24 protein-coding genes are annotated in these 24,245 nt (G+C 73.2%); 10 read left to right on the top strand and 14 right to left on the bottom strand.

Annotation, left to right across the window (positions count from 1 at the left end):
• Nucleotides 1-57: 57 nt before the first annotated feature.
• Genes ACFWJO_RS31335 through ACFWJO_RS31315 form a run of 5 tightly spaced genes read right to left on the bottom strand, consistent with a single transcriptional unit; the run spans nt 58 to nt 6,893 of the window.
• The gene (locus ACFWJO_RS31335; RefSeq protein ID WP_386870597.1) at nt 58-2,247 is read right to left on the bottom strand and encodes a discoidin domain-containing protein; all 2,190 of its coding nucleotides are present in this window, start codon (nt 2,245-2,247) and stop codon (nt 58-60) included.
• A gap of 30 nt (nt 2,248-2,277) precedes the next feature.
• Nucleotides 2,278-3,660 carry a GH1 family beta-glucosidase gene (locus ACFWJO_RS31330; RefSeq protein ID WP_386870595.1) on the bottom strand — a complete coding sequence of 461 codons (1,383 nt, stop codon included), beginning with the start codon at nt 3,658-3,660 and terminating at the stop codon, nt 2,278-2,280.
• Between the two features lie 56 nt (nt 3,661-3,716).
• Nucleotides 3,717-4,589, bottom strand: coding sequence for a carbohydrate ABC transporter permease (locus tag ACFWJO_RS31325; protein ID WP_386870593.1), 873 nt, complete (start codon nt 4,587-4,589; stop codon nt 3,717-3,719).
• On the bottom strand, nt 4,582-5,562 hold the full coding sequence (locus ACFWJO_RS31320; protein ID WP_386870591.1) for a carbohydrate ABC transporter permease: 981 nt from the start codon (nt 5,560-5,562) through the stop codon (nt 4,582-4,584). Before ACFWJO_RS31320 ends, ACFWJO_RS31325 begins: the two co-directional genes overlap by 8 nt.
• Nucleotides 5,563-5,576: 14 nt before the next feature.
• Nucleotides 5,577-6,893, bottom strand: coding sequence for an ABC transporter substrate-binding protein (locus tag ACFWJO_RS31315; RefSeq protein ID WP_386870589.1), 1,317 nt, complete (start codon nt 6,891-6,893; stop codon nt 5,577-5,579).
• A 126-nt stretch (nt 6,894-7,019) separates the two neighbouring features.
• Here ACFWJO_RS31315 and ACFWJO_RS31310 point away from each other — a divergent pair, with 126 nt between their 5' ends.
• Entirely contained in the window at nt 7,020-8,339 is a 1,320-nt protein-coding gene (locus ACFWJO_RS31310) for an ROK family protein (protein WP_386870587.1), read from the top strand.
• Between the two features lie 113 nt (nt 8,340-8,452).
• Nucleotides 8,453-8,881, top strand: coding sequence for a Rieske (2Fe-2S) protein (locus ACFWJO_RS31305; protein ID WP_386870585.1), 429 nt, complete (start codon nt 8,453-8,455; stop codon nt 8,879-8,881).
• Here ACFWJO_RS31305 and ACFWJO_RS31300 read toward each other — a convergent pair.
• Nucleotides 8,868-9,557, bottom strand: a complete 690-nt coding sequence (locus ACFWJO_RS31300) for a cysteine hydrolase (RefSeq protein WP_386870583.1) — start codon at nt 9,555-9,557, stop codon at nt 8,868-8,870. The two genes, ACFWJO_RS31305 and ACFWJO_RS31300, sit on opposite strands and share 14 nt — an antisense overlap.
• A gap of 41 nt (nt 9,558-9,598) precedes the next feature.
• On the opposite strand from ACFWJO_RS31300, the gene ACFWJO_RS31295 reads away from it, so the two are divergent.
• Entirely contained in the window at nt 9,599-10,066 is a 468-nt protein-coding gene (locus ACFWJO_RS31295) for a pyridoxamine 5'-phosphate oxidase family protein (protein ID WP_386870581.1), read from the top strand.
• Nucleotides 10,067-10,094: 28 nt separating this feature from the next.
• Here the strand turns inward: ACFWJO_RS31295 and ACFWJO_RS31290 are convergent, their stop codons facing one another.
• Nucleotides 10,095-11,000 (bottom strand): LysR family transcriptional regulator, encoded by a 906-nt coding sequence (locus ACFWJO_RS31290; protein WP_386870579.1) that lies wholly within the window; start codon nt 10,998-11,000, stop codon nt 10,095-10,097.
• A 74-nt stretch (nt 11,001-11,074) separates the two neighbouring features.
• On the opposite strand from ACFWJO_RS31290, the gene ACFWJO_RS31285 reads away from it, so the two are divergent.
• Nucleotides 11,075-12,166, top strand: a complete 1,092-nt coding sequence (locus ACFWJO_RS31285) for a DMT family transporter (protein ID WP_386870577.1) — start codon at nt 11,075-11,077, stop codon at nt 12,164-12,166.
• Between the two features lie 33 nt (nt 12,167-12,199).
• Here the strand turns inward: ACFWJO_RS31285 and ACFWJO_RS31280 are convergent, their stop codons facing one another.
• Complete coding sequence (locus ACFWJO_RS31280) at nt 12,200-13,531, bottom strand: aminotransferase class I/II-fold pyridoxal phosphate-dependent enzyme (protein ID WP_386870575.1); 1,332 nt, start codon at nt 13,529-13,531, stop codon at nt 12,200-12,202.
• 35 nt (nt 13,532-13,566) lie between these two features.
• Here ACFWJO_RS31280 and ACFWJO_RS31275 point away from each other — a divergent pair, with 35 nt between their 5' ends.
• Both ACFWJO_RS31275 and ACFWJO_RS31270 read left to right on the top strand, forming a co-directional pair.
• The gene (locus ACFWJO_RS31275; protein ID WP_386870573.1) at nt 13,567-14,334 is read left to right on the top strand and encodes a pyridoxamine 5'-phosphate oxidase family protein; all 768 of its coding nucleotides are present in this window, start codon (nt 13,567-13,569) and stop codon (nt 14,332-14,334) included.
• Between the two features lie 11 nt (nt 14,335-14,345).
• Nucleotides 14,346-15,005 carry an FMN-binding negative transcriptional regulator gene (locus ACFWJO_RS31270; protein ID WP_386870571.1) on the top strand — a complete coding sequence of 220 codons (660 nt, stop codon included), beginning with the start codon at nt 14,346-14,348 and terminating at the stop codon, nt 15,003-15,005.
• Between the two features lie 72 nt (nt 15,006-15,077).
• Here the strand turns inward: ACFWJO_RS31270 and ACFWJO_RS31265 are convergent, their stop codons facing one another.
• The 3 genes from ACFWJO_RS31265 to ACFWJO_RS31255 form a co-directional block, all read right to left on the bottom strand.
• Complete coding sequence (locus tag ACFWJO_RS31265) at nt 15,078-16,022, bottom strand: DMT family transporter (RefSeq protein ID WP_386870569.1); 945 nt, start codon at nt 16,020-16,022, stop codon at nt 15,078-15,080.
• Nucleotides 16,023-16,195: 173 nt separating this feature from the next.
• The gene (locus ACFWJO_RS31260; RefSeq protein WP_386870567.1) at nt 16,196-17,185 is read right to left on the bottom strand and encodes a DMT family transporter; all 990 of its coding nucleotides are present in this window, start codon (nt 17,183-17,185) and stop codon (nt 16,196-16,198) included.
• Nucleotides 17,186-17,226: 41 nt separating this feature from the next.
• Complete coding sequence (locus ACFWJO_RS31255; RefSeq protein ID WP_386870647.1) at nt 17,227-17,736, bottom strand: Clp protease N-terminal domain-containing protein; 510 nt, start codon at nt 17,734-17,736, stop codon at nt 17,227-17,229.
• Between the two features lie 307 nt (nt 17,737-18,043).
• On the opposite strand from ACFWJO_RS31255, the gene ACFWJO_RS31250 reads away from it, so the two are divergent.
• Together ACFWJO_RS31250 and ACFWJO_RS31245 are read left to right on the top strand one after the other, a co-directional pair.
• Entirely contained in the window at nt 18,044-18,256 is a 213-nt protein-coding gene (locus ACFWJO_RS31250) for a hypothetical protein (RefSeq protein ID WP_384416146.1), read from the top strand.
• A 70-nt stretch (nt 18,257-18,326) separates the two neighbouring features.
• On the top strand, nt 18,327-18,755 hold the full coding sequence (locus ACFWJO_RS31245) for an SRPBCC family protein (protein ID WP_386870565.1): 429 nt from the start codon (nt 18,327-18,329) through the stop codon (nt 18,753-18,755).
• A gap of 70 nt (nt 18,756-18,825) precedes the next feature.
• On the opposite strand, the gene ACFWJO_RS31240 is transcribed toward ACFWJO_RS31245, so the two are convergent.
• Nucleotides 18,826-19,452, bottom strand: coding sequence for a PadR family transcriptional regulator (locus ACFWJO_RS31240; RefSeq protein ID WP_386870563.1), 627 nt, complete (start codon nt 19,450-19,452; stop codon nt 18,826-18,828).
• A 242-nt stretch (nt 19,453-19,694) separates the two neighbouring features.
• Here ACFWJO_RS31240 and ACFWJO_RS31235 point away from each other — a divergent pair, with 242 nt between their 5' ends.
• Nucleotides 19,695-20,504, top strand: coding sequence for a PhzF family phenazine biosynthesis protein (locus ACFWJO_RS31235; protein WP_384416155.1), 810 nt, complete (start codon nt 19,695-19,697; stop codon nt 20,502-20,504).
• Nucleotides 20,505-20,604: 100 nt separating this feature from the next.
• Here ACFWJO_RS31235 and ACFWJO_RS31230 read toward each other — a convergent pair whose 3' ends face one another.
• Together ACFWJO_RS31230 and ACFWJO_RS31225 are read right to left on the bottom strand one after the other, a co-directional pair.
• Nucleotides 20,605-21,435 carry a CPBP family intramembrane glutamic endopeptidase gene (locus ACFWJO_RS31230; protein ID WP_386870560.1) on the bottom strand — a complete coding sequence of 277 codons (831 nt, stop codon included), beginning with the start codon at nt 21,433-21,435 and terminating at the stop codon, nt 20,605-20,607.
• 26 nt (nt 21,436-21,461) lie between these two features.
• Nucleotides 21,462-22,979 (bottom strand): glutamate--cysteine ligase, encoded by a 1,518-nt coding sequence (locus ACFWJO_RS31225; RefSeq protein WP_386870558.1) that lies wholly within the window; start codon nt 22,977-22,979, stop codon nt 21,462-21,464.
• Between the two features lie 495 nt (nt 22,980-23,474).
• Here ACFWJO_RS31225 and ACFWJO_RS31220 point away from each other — a divergent pair, with 495 nt between their 5' ends.
• Entirely contained in the window at nt 23,475-24,101 is a 627-nt protein-coding gene (locus ACFWJO_RS31220; protein ID WP_386870556.1) for a hypothetical protein, read from the top strand.
• Nucleotides 24,102-24,245: the final 144 nt, after the last annotated feature.

Below are 24,245 nucleotides of genomic sequence, written 5' to 3'. Positions count from 1 at the left end.
GCTCGCCGCGGAAACGGCGTGCCGGCGGGGTCCGGCGGAGTCACCGGCAGGCGGGCGTCACGGATAGGACACGACCGTCGACGGGACGGTCTGCGTCCCCGAGGTCGGAGCCCCGGTGTCGTTGATGACGTGTTCGTACTGGCCGTTGCCGCCGAGCGAGACGACGAGCAGGCTGTGGAAGCGCACGCCCGGCTTCACCGGGGCCCGGAAGCCGTGGTCCTGGCGGATCGTCGGGTCGACGTTGTAGTAGCAGTAGCTGCCGAGCCCCCATCCCTCGTGGGTCGTCACGGAGTCGTCGACGCGGTAGGCGGCGTAGCCCCGGACCGTGCCGTTCTGGATGGCGGCCTGGTTCGGGGCGTCGTAGGCCTTCTCGTTCTGGAAGAAGATCGTGCGCCCCCGCTCGCCGAACCACTCGACGTCGTACTTGTTGAAGTGCTCCACGAACAGGCCGGTGGCGAGCACGTCGTCGCCGTTGACGCGGACGCCGTAGTCGGCCCGGTTGGTCTCCCAGCCGACGCCTTCGCCGTGGTCGGCGCGCCACACCCAGGTGTGGTCGACGATGGTGTCGTCGCTGTTGACGACCATGCTGGTGGTGGCCTTGCCGGGGCCGGCGCCGCCGATGCGGATGTACACGTCCTGGACGGTGGTGGGGTTCGCCGCGTGGTCGGCGGAGGCGCCCTGCGGGCCGACCTCCAGGAGGGTGGGCGAGTTGACCGGGCCGGCGTCGATCAGGAAGCCGGCGAGCCGGACGCCGTCGACGTCGGCGACCCGCATGGCGGTGACGCCGTTGTCGGGCACGATCGTGGCGAGGCCGAGCCCGAGCACGATGGTGCCGGGCCGGTTGATCTCGACCGTCCGATCGACGTGGTAGACGCCCGGAGTGAACAGCAGGTGGAGGCCCTGCGTGACGGCCCGGTTGATGGTGGCGGCGGTCGTGCCGGGCTTCACGACGTAGAAGCGGCTGAGCGGGATCGACTCGCCCTGCGGGGTGCCGGCCCAGCTGACGCCCCGCGCGGCGGTGCGCTTCGCCGGGGCGAAGACCTTGAACTCGCCGCCCTCGTAGTGGAGGAAGGGCTTCTCCCGGGAGACGGGCGTGGTGTCGAGGGTGGTGTACCTCGGCTCGGGGAAGGCGTTCGCGGGCGCGCCCTCGACTCCCGAGAAGACCTGGTTCCACACGGAGTTGGACCAGCCGCCGACGGCGCTGTCCCGGGTGTACCACTGCTGCTGCGAGTAGTTGCCGATCTGTCCGTCGATGCGGCTGTCGGCGATGTACCCGCCGCTCGCCCAGCCGTAGCCGGTGGGTGACAGGTCGAGTCCGCCCTTCACGTGCATGCGGCGGAAGGACGAGGCCTGGGAGACGGCCCAGCGGTCGGTGCCGCTGACCGGGGCGAGGGCCAGGTTCTCCGCCGAACGCCAGAAGTTCTGGGTGGCGTTGCCGTTGAACCAGCCCGCGTCGACGGTCACGTCGCCGTTGATCGTGGTGTCGTCGGGCCGCAGGCCGAGCCCGGCGATCTGGGTGTAGAAGCCGAGCTGTGCGTTCAGGCCGTGGTACGTGCCGGGCTTGAGGAGGAAGGCGTGCCGGCCGCTGCCGAACTGCGCCGACTCCTGCTGCCGGAACACCTCGTCCAGGGTGGCCTGGAGGCCGGGTGTCGACGGGTCGAAGACGTGGACGTTCGGCCCGAGGTCGCCGCCGCCCGGCAGGGGCGTGCCGCCGTCGCCGGTGCCGTACACCTGGAACTCCCAGAGCGAGTAGCCCCAGCCGGTCGCGCGGGTCAGTCCGGTGAGCCGGACGTGCCGGGCGGTGCCGGAGACGGGCAGGGACTCGGTGCCGCCCCGGCCGTTCGTGGTGGCGTACACGGTGGTCCAGTCGGTGCCGTCGAGGGAGGTCTCGACGCGGTACGCGGTGCCGTAGGCGGTCTCCCAGCGCAGGTCGATCCGGCTGAGGGCGGCCGGGGCGCCGAGGTCGACCCGGATCCACTGCGGGTCGGCGAAGGCGCTGGACCAGCGGGTGCCGAGGTCTCCGTCGACGGCGGCCGCGGCGGGGGTGCCGGCGTTCTCCTGGCTGGAGGCATTGACGGGCCGGCCCTGGGACAGCAGGACGGGCGCGGCCTCCGCCTCGGCGGCCGGGGCGAGCGCGAGCAGGGCGCCGAGCAGGGCTGTGACGAGGGCGAGGGCGCTGCCGCGGATGCGGCGGGGAGTGCGGGGTCGGGAGCGGGGCGGGGCCGTGCGTGGCGCGTGGCGGAACATGGCGGCTCCTTGTCGGGTGGGGTGTGGGGGTCAGCCGGTCCGCGTCCGGTGGGCGCGGATGATGTCCGCGTACCGCCGGCCGCTCGCCTTGACCGTCCGGCGCTGGGTCGCGTAGTCGACGTGCACCAGGCCGAACCGCTTGTCGTAGCCGTAGGCCCACTCGAAGTTGTCGAGCAGGGACCAGGCGTAGTAGCCGGCCAGCGGGGCGCCCTTGCGCAGGGCGCGGGCGCAGGCCGCGAGGTGCTGTTCCAGGTAGCGGGTGCGTTCCGGGTCGTCGATCCGCCCGTCCGGCGTCACGGTGTCGGGGAAGGCGGAGCCGTTCTCGGTGACGTACAGCCGGGAGACGCCGTACTCCTCGGTGAGCCGCAGCAGGAAGGCCTCCAGGCCGTCGGCGTCGATCTGCCAGTCCATGCCGGTGCGGGGCACGCCCGGCAGCCGTACCTCGCGGGCGTACGGGGCGGGGCCGGCCGGGTCGTCGGCGACGGTGACCGGGAAGTAGTAGTTGAGGCCGTGCCAGTCGAGGGGCGCGGCGATGGTCTCGGCGTCGCCCGGCCTCTCGGGCAGCTCGACCCCGTACAGCTCGCGCAGGTCGGCGGGGAAGCCGCGGCCGTAGACCGGGTCGAGCCACCAGCGGTTGGTGTGGCCGTCGGCGCGGACGGCGGCGGCGACGTCCTCGGGCCGGGTGGAGGCGGGTTCGACGGTGGAGTGGTTGGTGACGAGGCCGACCTGGGCGCCTGGCGCGGCGGCGCGGACGGCCGCGGTGGCGAGGCCGTGGCCGAGGAGCAGGTGGTAGGAGGCGCGGACGGCGGCGGTGAGGTCGGTCCAGCCGGGCGCCATCCGCCCTTCCAGGTGGCCGATCCAGGCGGAGCAGAGGGGTTCGTTGAGGGTGGCCCACTGGCTGACCCGGTCGCCGAGGCGGGCCGCGACGACGGAGGCGTAGTGCGCGAAGCGCTCGGCGGTGGCCCGTTCGGTCCAGCCGCCGCGGGCGGTCTCGGTGCGGTCCTGGAGGGCTTGCGGCAGGTCCCAGTGGTAGAGCGTGACGGAGGGGGTGACGCCGGCGTCGAGCAGGCCGTCGACGAGCCGGTCGTAGAAGTCGAGTCCGGCGGTGTTCACCGGGCCGTCGCCGCCGGGCAGGACGCGGGGCCAGGCGACGGACAGCCGGTAGGCGTCGGTGCCGAGCTCCTTCATGAGGGCGATGTCCTCGGGCCAGCGGTGGTAGTGGTCGCAGGCCGTGTCGCCGTGGTCGCCGTTGTCGGTGGCGCCGGGCGTGTGGGCGAAGGTGTCCCAGATGGAGGGGGCCCGGCCGTCCTCCGCGACGGCGCCCTCGATCTGGTAGGCGGAGGTGGCCGTGCCCCAGGCGAAGCCCGCCGGGAAGGCGTCGAGGTCGAGGGGGGCGCTGTCGGGCTCGGACACGAAGTCCCTTTCTGTGGGCGGAATCTGATGCGGGGTCTGAAGGCGTACGGGGGCCGTCATTTGACGGCGCCGGCGGTCAGTCCGGCGACGAGGTAGCGCTGGAGGAGCAGGAAGCCCGCGACGACGGGGACGCTGACCACGAGGGAGGCGGCCATCACCTGGTTCCAGTAGACGTCGTTCTGGGTGGCGTAGCCCTGGAGGCCGACGGCGAGGGTGCGGGTGGTGTCGTTGGTCATGACGGAGGCGAAGAGGACCTCGCCCCAGGCGGTCATGAAGGCGTACACGGCGACCGCGACGATGCCGGGCAGGGCGGCGGGGACGATCACGCGGAACAGGGCGCCGACCGGGCCGCAGCCGTCGACCTTGGCGGCCTCGTCGAGCTCGCGCGGGATCGAGTCGAGGTAGCCGACGAGCATCCAGACGGAGAACGGCAGCGAGAAGGTCAGATAGGTGAGGATCAGTCCGCCGCGCGACCCGAAGAGGGCGATGCCGGTGGCGTTGCCGATGTTGACGTAGAGGAGGAAGAGCGGCAGGAGGAAGAGGATGCCGGGGAACATCTGGGTGGACAGGACGGTCACGCTGAAGACCCGGCGGCCGCGGAAGTCGTAGCGGCTGACGGCGTACGCGGCGAAGACGGCGACGGTCACCGAGCACACGGTGGCGGCGCCGGCGACGATCAGCGAGTTCACGAAGTAGTCGGCGAGCGGCACGGTCCGCCAGATGTCGGCGTAGGGGCGCAGGGTGAGCCCGCTGGGCCACCAGCGGAACTTCCCGGAGACGTCCTCCAGCGGTTTGAGGGAGCTGGACACCATCACGTACACCGGCAGCAGGACGAAGCCGGTGAGCAGGGTGAGGAGGATGCGCCGGGTCCACAGGAACGAGGCGGGCGGTCGGCCCGCCCGGTGCGGCGCGGTCGTCGGGTCAGGCACGGCCGGTCCTCCTTCCGCGCGAGGTGAGGGCCAGGTACAGGCCGGTGACGACGAGCAGGAAGAGCAGCAGGAGCACGGACATGGCCGATCCGGTGCCGAAGTTCCAGGTCTGGAAGGAGGACTGGTAGATGTGCAGCGAGATCAGGTCCGCCGCCTCGGGAGCCGCCTTGCCGAACAGGACGAAGGGCGTGTTGAAGTCGTTGAAGGTCCACAGGAACAGCACGAGGACGAGGACCTGGTTGACCGGGCGCAGCGCGGGCATCGTGATGTGCCGGATCTGCCGCCAGGTCCCGGCCCCGTCCAGGGCGGCCGCCTCGTAGAGGTCGCGCGGGATGTTCTGCAGGCCGGCGGTGACGGTGAGGAAGGCGAAGGGCCAGCCCTTCCAGACGGACACCGTGAGCAGCGCCCAGAAGCTGTTGTCGCCGATGAGCCAGAAGGCGGGGCTCTCGCCGATGCCGAGCTGGTCGTGGAGGACGTGGTTGATCAGTCCGTTGTCGCGCTGGAACATGAACGCCCAGGTGATGACGGCGGCGTAGACGGGCAGGGCGTACGGGACGAGGAAGAGGGTGCGCAGCAGGCCGCGGCCGCGGAAGTTCTCCTGGAGGAGTACGGCGGCGGTGGTGCCGAGCAGCCAGCACAGCGCGACCGAGGCCAGCGTGAACACGCAGGTGGTCGCGAAGGACGCGAGCAGGGCCGCGCCGACCGGCGCGTCGACGTCCACGGCGACGGCGAAGTTGTCGAGCCCGGCCCAGGGTGCGGCGGTCCAGTCGCGGATGAAGAACTGGGTGAGCTCCTTGAAGCTCATGACGGCGCCCATGAGCATCGGCACGAGGTGGACGAGGAGTTCGAGCAGCAGGGCGGGCAGGAGCAGCAGGTAGGGCAGCAGGGCGCCGTGCCTGCGGGCGGCGCCGGCGGTGGGGGCGGCGCGGGTGGCGGCCCCGGGGTCGACCCGGGGCGTGACGGTGGCGGTCATGGCGGGTGTCGTGCCTACTTCTTCGGCATCTGCTGCTGCGCCTTGTCGAGCCTGGCGCGTACGGACTCGGTGGTGACCGGGCGGCCCGCGGCGGCGTCGGCGAAGAGTTCCTTGACGGCGGTGCCGACGACGGTCTCGAACTGGGACTCCTCCGGGACCTGCGGCAGGGCGGCGGCGCTCTTGGCGAGGGTGTCGCGGATGACGGCGAGCGCGGGTCCGGAGAAGGCGGGGTCGGCCTGGGCGGCCTTGACCGGCGGGACGGAGCCGTAGGCCTCGTTGAGGATCTTCTGCTCGGCGTCGCCGGTCATGAACTTCACGAACTTCAGGGAGCCCTCGCGGTTCCGGGTGTTGCCGAAGACGGCGATGTTGATGCCGGCGACCATGGAGTTGACCTGGGTGCCCTGGCCGGGAGTGCCGGAGGGGACGGGCGCGGGGGCGACGCCCCACTCGTCGGGCTTCATGCCCTGGGCGGCGAAGGTCTGTGCGGCGGTCTGCCACAGCACCATGGCGGTGCGGTTCTTGGCGAAGTCACCGAGGGACTGGTTCTGGGCGTACTCGGCGTTCCCGGGCGCGACGATCTTCTGGGCGGCCATGAGGTCGACGTACTGCTTGACGGCGGCGACGGCGCCGTCGGAGGTGAAGTCGGCCCTGCCGTCGGGCGTGAAGAAGTCGGCGCCGTGCTGCTTGCCGAGCACGAAGACCTGGTGGATGTTGTTGGCGAGGTTGCCGCCTTCGACGCCGATGGCGGACCTGCCGTCCTTGGCGAGCTTCCGGCCGGCCTCGTTCAGTTCGTCCCAGGTGGCCGGCGGCTTGGTGATGCCGGCGTCGGCGAACATCTTCTTGTTGTAGTAGAGCGCGTAGGCCATGGAGTAGAGCGGCACGGCGGCCGGGTCCTTGCCGGGCGCGCCGGTGGAGCCGAGCGCGGACTCGACGAAGCGGTCCCTGCCGCCGATCGCGGCGAAGTTCTTCTCGTCCCAGGGCAGCAGCGCGCCGCTCGCCTGGAGCGAGGCGCTCCAGGTGTTGCCGATGTTGAGGACGTCGGGGCCCTGGCCGGAGGTGGTGGCGGTGAGGATCCGGTTGAGCAGGTCGGACCAGGGCACGACCTCCAGCCTGACCTTGATGCCGGTCTCCTTCTCGAACTTGTCGAGTTCCGGCTGGAGCACCTTCTTGTCGGCCTCGATGCTCGGGCCCTGGTTGGAGGCCCAGTAGGTGAGCGTCTTCGGCTGCGAGTCCGCACCGCCCGCGCCGTCGGCGGTGCCGCCGCAGGCGGTCGCGGTGAGGGCGAGGGAGAGGGCGACGACGCCGGTGAGCGCGGCTCTGATTCTGCGCATGACTCCTCGGAACCCTTTCGAGGGAGGCTTAATTTAGGACGTGAGTTAAACTCCAAGGGAAGGGCGCGTCAAGGCTTCGCGCCGGGTGTATCTTGCGGAACAGGCTTTGAGGAAGCGGGGGTTGAGGTGCGAGCAACGAACGGCCGTACGGTGCGCGACCTGCGACGGGAGAACCGCACCGCGGTGCTGCGCCGGCTCTGGTTCGACGGTCCGATGAGCCGGTTCTCGCTCGGTCCCGCGACCGGACTGAGCTCCGGTTCGGTCAGCAACGTGGTCGCCGAACTGGCCGCCGAGGGCCTGGTCGAGGAGGCCGGCAGCGTCGACTCGGCGGGCGGCCGGCCCCGAACCCTGCTGCGGGTCCGCCCCGGCAGCGGCTGCATGATCGGCGTGGACGTCGGCGAGACCCGGATCAGGATCGAGCTCTTCGACCTCACGCTCACCGAACTGGCGCGTACGGAACGGCCGTTGGCGGTCGACGGGGACGAGCGGCACGACCGTTACGAGGTCGGTCTCGTCGTCGGCCACATCCGCGACGGCATCGCCGAGGTGCTGCGCACCGCCGGCACGGACCCCGGCCGGCTGCTCGGCGTCGGCGTGGGCGTGCCCGGCATCGTCGCCCACGGCGGGCCCGAGGGCGCCGTCGTCCACGGCCAGACCATCGGCTGGGACGCCGTGCCGCTGGAGCGGCTGCTCCGCGAGAGCGTGGACCTGCCGGCGGCCGTCCCGTACCGGATCGACAACGGGGCCCGCACGCTGGGCCAGGCCGAGCTGTGGTTCGGCGCGGGCCGCGGCGCCCACAGCGCCGTCTTCGTCCTCTTCGGCTCCGGCGTCGGGGCCTGTGTCGCCACCGACCCGCTGGGCCCCGGCCGCGCGCTGGAGTGGGGTCACCTGACGGTACGGGTACGGGGCCGGCGCTGCCGCTGCGGCGCCCGGGGCTGCCTGGAGGCGTACGCGGGCGCCGAGGCGCTGCTCGAACGCTGGCGCGAGGCCGGTGGCCGGCCGCCGGCCGGCGCGGACGAGGAGACCGCGCTCACCGCGCTGCTGGCCGCCGCGTACCCGGAGCCGGGCTCCGGACGCGAGCCTGACGCCACGGCGCTCGCCGTCCTGGAGGAGACGGCCGAATACCTCGGCGCCGGCTTCGCCGACCTCGTCAACCTGTTCCAGCCGGAGCGGATCCTCGTCGGCGGCTGGGCCGGACTCCAGCTCGGCGAGCGCTTCCTCGACCGCGTCCGCGGCCACGCGCGGGACTACGCCCTGCGCTATCCCGCCGACCGCGTCACCATCGGCCTGGGCACCCTGGGCCCGGAGGCCGTCACCATCGGCGCCGCGATCCTCCCGCTCGCCGACTTCTTCGCCCTCGGCGGCCGCCGCACCGAGGCCGGGCCCGGGCCGGCCGAGGCCCAGCCGGCCTGGACGACGACGGTTCGTGAGCGGACGGCCCACTGAGGGAGCCGGCTTTCCGCCGTCCGTGGACCGTGGCGCCGCGCCGCCGGATCCGACACGATGGCGCCCGTACGGACGACGGTGATCGTGACCGTCTCGGGTCGAAAGGGAGCGGTATGAGCGGTGTGGCACGCAGGACGGTCGTGGCGGCGGCGGGCGGTGCGGGTCTGACGGCGGCCCTCGCCGCGTGCGGCAGCGAGGGCGGCGGGAAGAACGGCACGGACGGCGCGGACGGCGGCACGGAGGTCGTCGAGGAGAGCGCGCCGCTCGCGATGACCGCCGACATCCCGGTCGGCGGCGGAAAGGTGATCGCCGACAAGGGCGTGGTCGTCACCCAGCCCAGGAAGGGCGAGTTCAAGGCCTATTCCTCGCGCTGCACGCACCAGGGCTGCCAGGTCGGCAGCGTGGCAGACGGCGTGATCGTCTGCCCCTGCCACCAGAGCCGCTTCGACGCCAACGACGGCAGCGTGAAGCAGGGTCCCGCGACGAAGCCGCTGGAGCCGACGCCGATCGAGGTGATCGGCGAGGCGATCAGGCTCGGCTGACCCGCCGGGGCGCCTTCCAGCAGCCGAGGACGTCGTCGGTCGTCACGACCGTGGCGACCAGGGCGAGGGTGTTGCGGATCATCGCGGGTGTGTAGTCGGCCGGCACTCCCGCGATGGCGTCACCCGGGACGACGACCGTGTAACCGAGGTTGACGGCGTCGAAGACGGCGTTGGGTATCGCCACGTTCGCGGACACGCCGGTGACCACGAGGGTACGGCAGCCCAGGTTGCGCAGCAGGGCGTCGACCTCGGTGCCGGCGATCGGCGAGAGCCCGTGCAACCGCCGTACCACCAGGTCCTCTTCGGCCACCTCGATGGGCTCGGCGATCCGGACGGCGGTGCTGCCGGCGTGCTGCTGTACGGGAAGCCGGGCGGCGGCGCGGAAGAGCCGGGCGTTGCGGTTGGCGCCGCGCCCGTCGGGGCGCCGTTCGGCGACCGCGTGCAGGACCTGGACGTCGGCCTCGTGGGCGGCGGCGACGAGCCGGGCGACGTTGCGCAGTGCGCCGGACGCACGGGCCACGGCGGCGAGTTCGGGCAGGGCGCTGTCCCGTCCGACGACGCCCTCCTGGCACTCGACGGTGAGCAGCGCGGCGCCGTCGGGCGCGAGCAGTTCCCTGAGCTGGTCCGACCGCCTCACGGTGTCCTCCTCCTTGCACCTCCGGGGTACAGGCCCCATGATTTCTGACACCTCATCAGAAATCCAGAAGGGTGCGGACGATGACCGTCGCACAGCGCCACGGACGCCGGATCATGATGACCCCGGCGGAGCTCGACGCCTTCCTCACCGAACAGCGGACCTGCCGGGTGGCGACGGTGTCGGCCGACGGCCGCCCGCACGTCAGCGCGCTCTGGTTCGCCTGGGACGGCACGTCGCTCTGGCTCTACTCCCTGACACGCAGCCGGCGCTGGGCGGAGCTGCGGTCCCGTCCCCGGATCGCGGTCGTGATCGACGACGGCGAGGAGTACGGGGAGCTGCGCGGCGTGGAGCTCTCGGGCAGCGTGGAGTTCGTCGGCGAGGCCCCGCGCACCGGCGAGCCCTGCCCCGAACTGGAGGCGCCCGAGCGGCTCTTCGCCGCGAAGAACTTCGGTCTCGACTCCATGCCGCACGACGGCCGCCACGCCTGGCTGCGGCTCACTCCCGACGCCGTCGCCTCCTGGGACTTCCGCAAGCTCGCCGCGCTCTGAGGCGGACGGCGTTCCGGACGGACGGCGTTCAGGAGTCCAGCGGCTCGCCCGCCGTGCGCAGCGCCTCGACGACCGCGCGGATGGAGGGCCTGCGGCCCGCGTCGCTGCGCCAGGTCGCGTAGATGTGCCGGCGCACCGGCTGCCGTACGGGCACGAAGGCCACCCCGTCCATGGTCGCCGGCCGGCCGAGCCGGGGCGCGACACAGACGCCGAGGCCCGCGGCGACCAGGGCGAGCTGGGTGTGGTGGTCGCCGGCGACGTGCGCGATCCGGGGCTCGACGCCCTTGGAGCGCAGGGTGAACATCAACCAGTCGTGACAGAACTCGCCGGCGGGCCAGGAAACCCACTCCTCGTCCGCGAAGTCCTCCAGGTCCACCGTGGCGCGGCCCGCCAGCGGATGGTCGGCGGGCAGCGCGACGTCGGCGGAGTCGTCCAGCAGATGCGCCCGCTCGAGGCCCGCCGGAACCGGCGCCCGCTTGTTGTTCCAGTCCAGGACCACGGCCAGGTCGCTGTCCCCGCGCAGCACGTCGCGCACGCCGAAGTCCGGCTCCAGCTCCGCGGTGTGCACCCGCAGCTCCGGGTGGGCCGCGCGCAGCGCCCGGATGGCCGCCGGGAAGAGTCCGCGCATGGCGGTGGGGAAGGCCGCGATGCGCACCTCCCCGACCACCTGGCCGCGCTGCGCCTCGATGTCCGCCTGGGCGAGCTGCACCTGGGACAGGATCCGGGCGGCGTGCTCCGCGAGCAGCAGCCCGGCGTCGGTGAGGCGGATCCCGCGCCCGCTCTTCGCCAGGAGCTGCTGGCCGATCTCGCGCTCCAGCTTGGCGAGCTGCTGCGAGACGGCGGAGGTGGTGACGTGCAGCCCGTCGGCGGCGCCGCTCACCGATCCGTGCCGCGCGACGGCGTCCAGGGTGCGCAGGCGCTCCAGATTCAACATGTAAGTGATTCTAAGAGATCGGGTCCAGGAATTCTCGCTTGTACTACGAGGTGGGCTCGGCCACCCTGAACACCATGAGCAGCCCCGCCGCGTCGTCGCCGTCCCTCCCGCCCTCCGCGCCCCCGCTCCGCCGCCCGCGCCCGCCGCGGGCGTCCCGCTCCGTCGACTGGCGGATCCGCTTCGGCGTCCTCGCCCTGATCTGGGGCTTCAGCTTCCTGTTCATCAAGGTCGGGACGGAGGGCTTCGCCCCGTTCCAGGTGACCTTCGGCCGCCTCCTCTTCGGTACGGCCGTGCTGGCCGTCGCTCTGGTCGTCAAGCGTGACCGGCTGCCGCGCGGCGCCCGCACCTGGGGCCATCTGACGGTGGCGGCCTTCCTGCTCAACGCCCTGCCGTTCTCGCTCTTCTCCTACGCGGAGCTGACGATCCCCTCGACCCTCGCGGGCATCTGCAACGCGACGACCCCGCTGTGGGGCATGGTCCTGTCGCTCGTCGCCCTCTCCGAGGACAGGCCGACGCGGGTGCGGGCCGCGGGTCTGGGCATCGGCTTCGTCGGCGTCCTGACGGTGCTCGGCGCGTGGCAGGGCTTCTCGGGCCTGGACGTCACGGGCACGGCGCTGGCGCTGCTCGCCTCGTTCAGCTACGCGGTCGGCTGGATCTACGTCCGCCGCACGCTCTCCGGCACGGGCGCGTCGAACCTCTCCCTGGCCACCGGCCAGGTCGGCGTCGCCACCGTGCAACTGGCGCTCGTGACACCGCTGTTCACCAGCCTGCCGCACTCGGTCGAGATCCTGCCGCTGCTCTCGGTGATCGCACTGGGCGCGCTGGGCACGGGCTGGGCGATGCTGCTGCAGTACGGGGTGGTGGCCGAGGTGGGGCCGACGACGGCGGCCATGGTCACGTACTTCATCCCGGTCATCGCGACCGCGGCCGGCGTCGCCGTGCTCGGCGAGCAGCTGACCTGGAACACCCCGGTCGGCGCGATCGTGGTCCTCGCGGGCGCGGCCCTCACCCAGACCCGCGGCCCGCGCCGCACTTCCCCGCCCGCCCCGGTGCGGACACGGGCCGGGACCTCGGCCGAGGCACCGACGGGGCCCCGGGCACAGGAACAGCCCGGGCACCGGACGGGGGCGGATGCGGCCCGGAGTGAGAAGGCCTCCACCCGGTAGACCGGCACGGGGAAGCCGCCGCTCCGCCCCCTCTCAGCCGTAACTGCGGGCGGGCGCCGGGCCGGCCGCGTACGCGACCGCGTCGGCGAGCGGCTCCAGGTCGGTGCGGGTGAGTCCGGAGACGGTCAGCCGGACGGCCGGGCCGGCCTCCATGCGGAAGCGGGCGCCGGGCGCGACCGCCCAGCCCGCCGCGAGGAGCCGGGCGACGGCGCCGGTCTCGTCGGCGACCGGCACCCAGACGTTCATGCCGCTGCGCCCGTGCGCCTCCACGCCACGCCGGGCCAGCGCGCGGACGAGACCGTCGCGCCGCGCCCCGTAGGAGGCCGCCACGGCCGCCGGGTCGACCGCTCCCGTCCGCCACAGGTGCACGACGGCCCGCTGGAGCAGCCGGCTGACCCAGCCGGGTCCGAGCCGCTGGCGGCCGAGCACCCGGTCGACGGTCTCGGCGTCGCCGGTGAAGGCGGCGATCCGCAGGTCCGGGCCCCACGCCTTGGCCACCGAGCGCACGAACACCCATCTGCCGTCGCCGGTCGCGAGCGGGTGCAGGGGCTGCGCGACGATCCCGTGCCCGTGGTCGTCCTCGACGAGCAGCACGTCGGGGTGCGCGTCGAGGACCGCCCGCAGCGCGGCGGCCCGTTCGGCGGTGACGCTCGCCCCGGTCGGGTTCTGTGCCCGGTCGGTGACGATCACCGCGCGGGCGCCGCCGCGCAGCGCGCGGGCCACCGCCTCGGGCAGCGGCCCCTCGTCGTCGACGGCGACCGGTACGGGCCGCAGCCCGAGGGCCGGCACGAGGTCGAGCAGGCTGCCCCAGCCGGGGTCCTCGACGGCGACGGCGTCGCCCGGCCGCAGATGCGCGGCGAGCACCCGCTCGATCGCGTCGAGCGAACCGGAGGCGACGCCGACGGGCCCGTCCGGCACCCCGCCCTCGTCGAAGGAGGCCCTGGCGAGCCGGGCGAACTCCTCGTCCACCGGCGCTTCGCCGTACATCGGCGGCCGCTCGGCGTATTCGCCGGCGACCGCCGCGAGCACCGCGTCGAGCGGTGGCAGCAGCGCCGGATCGGGACTGCCGTTGCTCACGTCCCGCACGCCCTCCGGGGCCTCGACGCGGAGCGAGCCGCGCGCCGTCGTCGCGGGCGCGGAGCGCACGCGGCTGCCGCGCCGCCCGTCGGTCTCGATGACCCCTCGCTCGCGCAGGGTGCGGTAGGCGGCGGCCACGGTGTTCGGGTTCACTCCGAGCGCGGCGGCCAACTCGCGCATCGGGGGCAGCAGTTGCCCGGGCTTGAGCTGCCCGGTACCGACCCCGCGTTCGACGCTGGCGGCGATCTCCGATGCGCGACGACCTTCGATCCGATACTCTCCTAGCACAAAGCCGATTATGCACTAGTGCAATGGAGTCCGCAATGACGGTGAAGACCCAGCAGACGGAGCAGAGGGAGCAGACGACGGGTGCTCCCGCCGACGCCTCCCGGTCGTCCGAGGTCTCCGAGGTCACCGACGCCCCCGCGCCCTCCGGGGCCTACGAGGCCACGGAGCGGACCGTCCCCACCCGCTCCCGCGAGCGCGCCTCGTACGACCGCGACCTCGTGCACGCGATCCTCGACGAGACCTACCTCTGCCACCTGGGATTCGTCCGCGACGGCGCGCCGGTCGTCCTGCCGACCCTCTACGGCCGGATAGGCGAGGCGCTCTACGTCCACGGCTCGACCGGCTCCCGTCCGCTGCGGTCGGCGGGGAAGGGCGAGGGCGCGCCGGGCCTGCCGGTCTGCCTGACCGTGACCCACGTGGACGGCCTGGTCCTCGCCAAGTCCGCCTTCCACCACTCGATCAACTACCGCTCGGTGGTCGTGCACGGCGTCGCGCACCAGGTCACCGACCCGGAGGAGCTGCGCACCGCGCTCGACGCGCTCGTCGACCACGTCGTCCCCGGCCGCTCCTACGACTCCCGCCCGGCCAACGCCAAGGAGCTCGCCGCCACCGCCGTGCTCCGCCTCGACCTGCGCGAGGTCTCCGCGAAGGTCCGCACCGGCGGCCCCAACGACGACCCCGAGGACGCGGCGCTGCCCCACTGGGCCGGCGTGGTCCCCGTACGGCGGGGCTACGGCACCCCGGTCCCGGCCGCGGACCAGCCCGCGAGCACGCCGCTGCCCGACTACCTCGCCGCGCTGTAGGGAGCACCGCCGTGCTGATTCATCCCTGGGACGCCGCCCACGACGAGGGCGAGTGGCGAAACTGGCTGGCCGCCCACGACTTCGGGCAGCTGGCGGTCAACGGCTCCGCCGGCGAACCGCCGTGGGTGCAGCCGATGCACTTCCGCTACGAGCCCGAACCCGGCCCGTACGGTCAGGTGATCACCCACCTCGCCCGGCCCAACCCGCTCTGGGGCGACCTGGAGGACCACCCCACCGTGCTCCTCAGCGTGGTCGACGACTACGTGTACGTGCCCGGCCACTGGACCGCGCCGGAGGGCGCGCCCACCGAGCACGGCACGCCCACCTCCTTCTACGCGGCGGTCCAACTCCGCTGCACGGCCCACGTCGTGGACGACCCGGAGGAGAAGGCGGCCCTGCTCAACCGCCAGGTCGCCCACTTCCAGCCGGAGGGCGGCACGGCCTTGGCGGCCCCGGGCGAGGCGCCGTTCGGCCGGATGCTGCCCGGCATCAGGGTCCTCCGGCTCGACGTGACCGAGGTCCGCGCCAAGTTCAAGTACGGCGGCAACAAGCCGGCGGAGATCCGCGACCGCGTCACGACCCGCCTCACCGACCGCGGCGCCCCCGGCGACACGGCGGCCCTGTCCCACAAGGCCCGCCGCGACGCCACCATGCCGCCCCGGCGGGCCTGACCCGCGGGACATGCCCGCGGCGAGGTGCCGTGCCAGGCGTCGCGGACCCGGTCAAGATCCGGAAGAGACGGCCTAGGCCAGCGCCGCCCGGGCCTCCGCCAGGGCGAGGCCCGTCACGGCGAGCAGCAGGAGCAGCGTGCCCGTGACCGTGGCCGCGGTCAGCTGCTCGCCGAGGAGGGTGACCGCGATGAGCGCGGCACTGACCGGTTCCAGGAGCATGATCACCGAGACGGTCGCGGCACGGATGACGGCCGCCCCGGCGAAGTACAGGGCGTAGGCGAGGGCGGTCGGGACGGCCGCGACGTACAGCAGCAGGGCGAGCGTCCGCAGCGGTGCGTCGGTGTGCGGGACGAGTCCTTCCGCGGCGGCCATCGGCAGCAGCCCGACGGCGCCGACGGCGAAGGACCAGGTCGTGGTGGACAGCGCGTCCCCGCCCGCGCCGGTGCGGCCGAGCCACCGGGTGAGCAGGGTGATCGCCGCGTAACCGGCGGCGGACAGGACGGCGAGGAGGACGCCGAGCGGCCGGACCTCGGCTCCGCCGCCGCCGAGGACGAGGACGCCGAGCCCGGCGAGCGCCCCGCCGACGGCGACGACGCCGCCGGCCCCGATCCGCTCGCCCATCAGGACGCGGGCGCCGACCGCGATGAGCACGGGCCCGGCGCCGAGGGTGACGACGGTGCCGACGGCGAGGCCCGTGGCCTGCACGGCCGCGAAGTACGCGCTCTGGAAGACGGTGAGTCCGATGCCCGTGCCGAGGATGCGGACGAGCCTGCGCCGACGCGGTTCGCGAGCGGCGGCGCCTGCCCCGGCCCGGGGGCCGCGGCGCAGCGCGAGCACGCCGAGCAGCAGCACGAGGCCGCCCACGCAGCGCCAGAAGGAGAGGGTCAGGGGGCCCATGTCGCCGGCCCGGAAGACCAGTGAGGCGGCGGCTCCCGCCGTGCCCCAGGCGATTCCGGCGACGATCAGATAGGTGAGGCTCCGCCCGGTGGACAGGGCGGAACCGACGGTGTTCGACACGTGCGTTCTCCGTGGGAAGACGGGGGTGGGTGGTCGCTCGGCTCCGCGGGCGGGCAGCGACGAACCGCTCGGGGGCGTGTACGGCGCGCCCGAGCCCGGTCTTCGTCAGCGGAAGGTGCCGCCCGCGCTAGGCGGCGGGGGGCGGAAGAACGGTCGCGTGCATGATCAGGACCCTACGAGGAGACTCGTCCGCCCGACAACCCGGCGCCCTCGGCGGCCGGCTCCCCCGAGGCGGCCACCGGTTCGACCGGGGCCGCCTTGGGCGTCGAGGACTGCGCGATGAAGGCGCCGACGAGGACCAGGACGCCGCCGGCGATCTGCGGCGCCGCCAGGTGCTCGCCGAGCAGCACCCAGGCGAGGACGGTCGCGACGACCGCCTCCAGGCAGGCCACGACCCCGGCGACCTGCGGCGAGAGCCTGCGCACCGAGACGACGCCGGTGACGTACGCGAGGACGGTGGCGATCAGCACGATCCAGCCGAGCAGCAGCCAGGCGGGGGTCGCGGTGCCGTTCAGGTCGGCGGTGCCGCCGAGGACCGCCCAGTCCATGCCCCACGGGCGGGCGACGACGGTGAGCACGAGGGCGCCGCCGAGCAGCCCGTACGCGATGACGCCGAGCGGGTCGGCGGAGTCGGCCCCGTCGCCGCCGTGGTCGGACAGGACGAAGTAGCCGACCTGGCAGCAGGCGGCGGCCAGCGCGAGGAGCAGTCCGAGGAGGTCGAAGCCGAGTCCGGACCAGACCTGGACGACGCAGGCGAGGCCGCCGACGGCGAGGACGACGCCGAGCGCGGCGGCGCGGGTCACCGGCCGCCGCTGGACGAAGCGGACCCAGCCGAGGACGAGGGCGGGCGCCAGGTACTCGACGAGCAGGGCGACGCCGACGGGTATCCGGGAGATCGACGCGAAGTAGAACGCCTGGACGCCGGCGACGGCGAGCAGGCCGAAGCCGGCGAGGAGCGCGGGCTTGCGGCGCACGAGGTCCTGGTGGCGCCAGGCGACGGGCAGCATGACGAGGGCGGCACCGGCCACCCTGAGCCACACCACATGGAGCGGATCGAGTCCTGCCTCGATCAGCGGCTTGGCCGCCACTCCCGAACCACCGAATGCGAAGGCCGAGGCCAGGGCGATTCCCAGGCCGGCGCTTCTCCCCTGAGACGCGTGCATCGGGCCATCATGACAGGAGCCGGTCAGCAGCGTAAGTGCCGTTACACCTGTTGAGACGGCTCCTCGATCCGGGCGGCCAGGGCGAGGGGGTCGACCCCCGCCCGGCGCAGCACCTCGGCGGCCCGGCTGTCGGGGTCGGCGGCCAGGGCGGCGAGCAGGTCGAGCCCGCGGACCCGCCGGCCACCGCGGCGCGCGGCGCGCTCGAAGGCGCCCGCGAGGGCCGTGGCGGCGGCCGGCGACCAGCCGGCGGCGCCGTTCTCGCCGCCGCGCACGACGGGCAGGGCGGAGCCGGTTTCCTCGACGGCGCGCTGCCAGCGCAGCCCGTAGCCGATCGAGCGCTGGACGAGGTAGCCGAGGACCCGGGCGAGCCGGTCGTCCTCGTCGAGGGCGGCGGCGGTCTCGGGGTCGGCCTCGACGAGGGAGTGCAGCAGGTGGGCGGTGTCGATCTGCCGGTCACCGTCCCGCAGGGCACGGCGCCGCGCACCGGTGACCGCCGTCATCAGCTCCGCCGTCAGCCCGTCCTCGAGTTCGGCGCGGCCGGTGGCGGGCAGCGGCCTGGGGGCCCGGGGCGCGGGCGCGCGGCGGCACGCGGACGTCGCGGGAGGCCGTGCGGAGGGTACGGAAGGGACCGAGGGCGGGACCGGAGGGACGGGAGCATGCACCCTTCCACCTCATCAGCCCGCGCGGGCCCGGACATCCCCGGCGAGGAGCATGTGCGCATCCCACCGGAGTCGGGCACGGGCGAGCGGTTCCTCCTCCTTGCGGATGAGATCCGGCGAGTTCTGCGCAAGGGGCGCGCGCCGCCTTGCCTTGCGCCCTCTGCGCAACCACAGGCCCGTACCGTAACGTCCTCCAGGCATGTTCTGGATGGTGGCCCTGCTCGCGCAAGACGGGCGGCAGTACGTCTACCGCGTCTACGCACCGCGGGAGGCACTGCCGGCCGATCTCTTCTGGGCCGCGTTCCACTGCCACGACGAGGGCGACGGGCCCCGCGCGTCCGACTGGTTCGACTCCGCGCAGATGTGGTGGACCGGGGGCGAGACCGCAGAACTGACGGTTCATCAGTATTGAATGTTCACGCCCTGACGGCTACGTTCCGCGACACCGAACTGCCGGCAGACACGCGTGAAGGGGTGGTCCCATGGCCGAAGTCAGCGCGGAGGCACGCATCGAGGCACCGGCCGAGAAGGTGTGGGCGCAGCTCACCGACTGGGGCTCGTACGGGGAGTGGAACGCCACCCACACGAACTTCCCGGACGGCGGCCCGGCCACCCTGGAGGCCGGCGCGACCTTCGCCGAGAACATGAAGCTGATGGGCTTCCCCGCTGAGGTGACCTGGACGGTGGAGGAGCTGGAGACCGCCCGCGTGTTCGCGATCCGCGGCAAGGGCCCGATGGGCGTCAACGTCGGCACGCGCTACTCCCTCACCGCCGACGGCGACGCCACCACCGTACGGATCGACGGGGAGTTCACGGGTGCGGCCGTGTCCCTGATGGCGGGCAAGCTCAAGGACTCGGCGACGGCGGCGCTGACCGAGTCCCTGCGCAGGCTCGCCGGCCTGGTCGCCTGACCGGCCCGCTCCGTACGCGAAAGGGCCCCGCGGCACGTCGCCGCGGGGCCCTTCGCCGCCGTCCGGGCACTCAGTGCTCGTCGGCCAGGATCAGGTACAGCTTCTTGCGGGCCTCGTTGATGACCTCCACGGCCTTCTGCCGCTGCTGGGCGTCACCGGTCTTCCAGACCTGCCCGAAGGCCTCCATCAGACCGAAGCCTGCCTGCCGGACCTCGTTCACGGCGTCCCAGTCGACGCCGCGCCCGACCTCCTCCCACGGGGCCTCCGGCCCCGCCTCGGCCTCGGTGCGCCCGGCGTCGGTGAGCGTGAACAGCTTCTTGCCGCCCTCGCTCTCGCTGGCGATCAGCCCCTCGTCCTCCAGCATCTGGAGGGTCGGGTAGACCGAGCCGGGGCTGGGCTTCCAGGCCCCGCCACTGCGCTCGACGATCTCCTGGATCATCTCGTAGCCGTGCATCGGGCGGTCCTTGAGGAGGGCCAGGATCGAGGCGCGCACATCGCCGCGCCGGGCCCGGCCGCGGCCGCCGCCGCGGCCCCGGCCGCCCCAGGGGCCTCCGCCCCAGGGTCCGCCGAAGCCCGGGCCGAACTGCCCGAAGGCCGCGCGCCGCCCCTCGAAGTCACCGCGAGGGCCAGGACCGCAGTGCCCGCGTCCGACACCGGGGCCGTTTCCGTGTCCGAATTCGTGTCCGTAGGTACGCATCGCAACGCTCCTTCCATCGGGATTCATCGTTGAACTGTCGCGATGCTTCAACGATATATCGGAACACTTCGTTCGGCAACACCCGACCGACACTCCGCCCGGCTTCCTTCCGCCACCCCGTCCGGCACCCCGCCGGACACCCCGGCCGGCTTCGGCCGCCCCCCGGTCCCGCCCCCGACCGGTCCAGTCGTCCCGAATTGGCCTTGGTCAGCGGTTTTCCCGCTCCGGTACGGTCCCGTCCCATGCGGATTCGAATCGTCGACGCCTTCACCGACCGGCCCTTCTCCGGCAACCCGGCCGGAGTCCTGCTCCTGGACTCCTTCCCCGAGGACGCCTGGCTCCAGAAGGTGGCCGCCGAGGTCAACCTCTCGGAGACCGCCTTCGCCCACCCGCTGCCGCCGGGCGGCGAGGCGGACTGGGCGCTGCGCTGGTTCACGCCCACCACCGAGGTGGACATGTGCGGTCACGCCACCCTGGCCACCGCCCACGTCCTGCACAGCACCGGAACCGCCACCGGCACCGTCCGCTTCGCCGCCCGCTGCGGCGTGCTGACCGCCACGGCCGAGCCGGACGGCACGATCACCCTGGACTTCCCGACCTCCTCGCTCACCCCGGTCGCCGCGCCCGACGGCCTGGCCAAGGCACTCGGCGCCGAGCCCGTCGCCGTCCACGACACCGCCGCCCACATCGGCGACCTGGTCGTGGAACTGGCCGACGAGACGACCGTCCGCACCCTCGCCCCGGACTTCGCGCTCCTGAGCACCCTGTCCGACCGGGGGATCATCGCGACGGCCGTGGCCGACGCGCCCGAGGGCGCGTACCAGTTCGTCTCGCGCGGCTTCTTCCCGGCCGTCGGCATCGACGAGGACCCGGTCACCGGCAGCGCCCACACGGCGCTCGCGCCCTACTGGTCGGCCCGCTTCGGCCGCGACGAGCTGACCGGCTTCCAGGGCGGTGCGCGCACCGGCCTCGTCCGCACCCGCCTGCGCGGCGAGCGCACCCACCTCAACGGCCACGCGGTCACCGTCATCGACGGCGAGCTCCACGCCTGACCCTCCCGGGCACTCGGGCACTGGGGCACGGGGGCACAGGGGCACACGAAGAAGGGGCGTACGGCACCGGCCGTACGCCCCTTCTCCCGTCACCGCCGGCTCACGGCGTGGGCAGCCAGCCCACCTTCCCGGCGAGCAGCCCGTAGCCGACGAAGGCCACGATGTCGAGCAGCGCGTGCGCGACCACCAGCGGGCCCACCCGGCCCCAGCGCCGGTACAGCCACACGAAGACCACGCCCATCACCATGTTGCCGACGAAGCCGCCGATGCCCTGGTACAGGTGGTACGAGCCGCGGAGCACCGCGCTCGCGGCGAGCGAGGCCTTCGGGGACCAGCCCAACTGGTCGAGCCTGCGCAGCAGATAGCCGACGACGATCACCTCCTCCAGGACGGAGTTCTGGATCGCCGAGAGGATCAGGACCGGGTACTTCCACCACACCTCGGGCAGCGACTCGGGCACCACGGTCAGGTTGAACCCGGACGCGCGCGCCGCCAGGTAGAAGGCGAGGCCCGCGCTGCCGATGCCGGCCGCGACGAGCGCCCCCCGGCCGAGGTCCGGCCACGGCCGGGTGCGGTCGAAGCCGATCGCGCGCAGCCCGCGCACTCCGGCGCCCTCGCGCAGCAGCAGATGGGCGACGAGGACGACCGGGACGAGCGCGGTGGCGATGCCGAACAGCTGCCAGGCCAGGTCGAGCCAGGGCCGCCCGGGCGCGTACGAGCCGTTGAGCGTGGCGGCCTGCTCCTTGAGCGCGCCGGGCTTGGTCAGCGAGCCGATGAAGCTGATGAGCGAGGAGAGCGCGCTCGCGCCGAGCGACAGCGCGAGCACGATGAGCGTCTCGGAGCGCAGGATCCGGCGCGGCAGCCCGTCGGGGGGCAGGGAAGCGTCTACCACTCGTTGCTCCGACACCACACCTGTTCTCCCATTCCCCATCGTTCTCCGGGTCACGGGAACCCTACCTACGGGGCCGGGGAAGCGCCCTCGACCCCCACCGGCCAGGTGTGCACCGGCTCCCCGGTGAGCATCAGCTCGCGGTAGCGCCGGGTGGTGGCCGCGAGGGCCGCCGGACGGTCGAGGCCCGACTCGAGGAACCCGTGGAAGGTGTCCGCCTGCCACGAGGCGCCGTTCACCCGCCGCCGGCAGCGCGCCTCGATCACGCCGAGGTAGAAGTCGCGGTCGCGCGGCTCGACGTGCCAGGCGTCCAGACCGGCCGCGGCCAGCGGCAGCAGCTCGTCGAGGACCAGTCGTGCCGCGGGCACCGTCGACACGCCGCCGGCGCGGCCCGGGCGGGGCCAGCGCAGCTCCGCCTCGATGCCGTGGCGGCACGCGGTGTCGAAGTTGTGGCCCGCGTCGGCGAAGTCCATCCGCTTCCAGACCGGCCGGGACTCCTCGGCGAGCGAGCGGACGAGTCCGTAGTAGAAGGCCGCGTTGGCGACGACGTCGGTGACCGTCGGACCGGCCGGGAGCACCCGGTTCTCCACCCTCAGGTGGGGGACGCCGTCGACCCAGCCGTAGACGGGCCGGTTCCAGCGGTAGACGGTGCCGTTGTGCAGGACCAGCTCCTGGAGCCTGGGCACCCCGCCCTCGTCCAGGACGCGCAGCGGGTCCTCGTCCTCGCAGATCGGCAGCAGGGCGGGGAAGTACCGCAGGTTCTCCTCGAACAGGTCGTAGACCGAGTCCACCCAGCGCTCCCCGAACCAGGTGCGCGGGCGGACGCCCTGCGCCTGCAGCTCGGGCGGCCGGGTGTCGGTGGCCTGGGTGAACAGCGGCGGCCGGGACTCGCGCCACAGCTCGTGCCCGAAGAGGAAGGGCGCGTTGGCGCCCACCGCTATCTGCACGCCGGCGATCGCCTGGGCCGCGTTCCACAGGGCGGCGAAGCGGGGCGGGGTCACCTGGAGGTGCAGCTGCACGGAGGTGCAGGCGGCCTCGGGCACGATCGAGGCCGCGGTGCAGTGCAGTCGCTCCACCCCCTGGATGTCGAGCGTGAAGTCCTCGCCCCGGGCGGCGAGGATCTGGTCGTTGAGGAGCGCGTAGCGGTCGGCCGCGGAGAGGTTGGCGTGGACCGCGTCCTCCTGGGTGAGGGTCGGGAGTATGCCGATCATCACGACGCCCGCGTCCAGCTCCTCGGCCTTGCGGTCGGCGTATCCGAGTCCGGTACGGAGTTCTTCCGCGAGCCGGTCGAATACATGACCTTCGAGCCGGTGCGGGGCGATGTTCACTTCCAGGTTGAACATTCCGAGTTCGGTCTGGAAATCGGGACTGGCGATCCGGTCGAGCACCGGCGCGTTCAGCATCCTGGGCAGCCCGTCCTCGCCCGCGAGATTGAGTTCGATCTCCAGGCCCATGAGATTGCGGGGCCGGTCGAACCGCTTCTCCGCGAGCAGCCGTGCGAGTGCCGCCAGGCATTGCTGGAGCTTTCGACGGTAGCGCTGCCGGTCGGACGGGCCGAACCCGTCGGCCACGACCTTCTCCCCCATCGAGCGTCCCTCCCGAGTGGGCGGCCGCCGCGACGGCCGCGAGCGTCACGGACGATGATGCCCCGTCGGCTGATCGACAACGCCTGCGGAGCGCAGGTGTGATCCGTTACTCTTGGCGGGCTTTCTCCGGAGGCAGTCTCCGCGGGCAAAGAGCAATCGACATATACCAATGTCATATTGTCCGCACCGCACCGGCGCATCGGGGGTCATGATTCGGCCGACCGGCCCGGCACGGAAAACGCAGGCAGCGGATCCCCGGAGCCATGCATTCCACCGAATCGCCCGGGGAATACGTCTGAATGACGCCTTGTCAGGAATATCCGCGGCGCCTAGCGGAAACACTGTGTGAACACGTGTCGTATAAACTCCGCGCACGAGGCAGAGTGTTGGCGCACGGCCATGCACCCATGGCCCCCCTCTCTGGCCCCGTCGCTGACAGCGCCGTCGTTACCTGCCCACGCTTCACCGTGTCTCCTGAGTGAGAGGCGACCCATCATGCTCCGACCCTCCCCGGCCCCCGCGCCGGCCCTCCGCAGTGTCCTCGCGGCCCTCGGCACGCCCTCGGCGGTACGAGAACCGCGTACACCGGCCCTGCGGACCGCACAGGGACCGCTGAGCCCCGAACTGCCCCTGCCCGTCCACGTGCTCGGCACGCTCGGTGGGGTCGACGCCCCCGCGGCCGCCGGCACGGCCGGGCAGCGGCCACCGCGCACCCGGCTGGCCGGCTGGCGCTTCCTCATCAGGAACGGGGACCGGGCGATCGCCGCCGCCGACACCATGCTCACCCCCGACGGCTGGTCCTTCTCGCACTTCTTCGAGGGTCCCTACGTCGCGGCCACCGAGCGGGCCCTGATCCAGGCCGAGGCGCTGGTCACCCCGTACCAGCCGCGGCTGCTCTCCGTACCGGAGCTCTACATGCTGACGCTGTGGCTGCACGCCGACACCGAGGCGGACGGCTCCACCACCGAGCCGGGACCGGCCGACCTGCTCGTCCCGCTCGCGCCCGCGCCGCCCGGGATCGCCGCGAACCGCCCCTACGCGGTGGCCGATCTGCTCCCGGTGATCGGCCTGCGGCTCACGCCGCCGCCGCTGCTCGGCTCCGCCGCGAGCGCGACGGCCTGACCGCGCGCCCCGACCGTTCGGCAGTGGGGGGGGGGAGCAACCGAGGGGCGGGGGGGGGGGGCGGGGTGGGGGGGGGAAGGGGGGGGGGGGCGGAGGGGAGGGACGCAAAAAAACACCACGAACAGGGGGGGGGGCGCAAGACCG

This window comes from Streptomyces sp. NPDC127092 (assembly GCF_042722475.1).
GTDB lineage: Bacteria > Actinomycetota > Actinomycetes > Streptomycetales > Streptomycetaceae > Streptomyces.
This window is presented reverse-complemented; position numbering and strand designations above follow the sequence as displayed.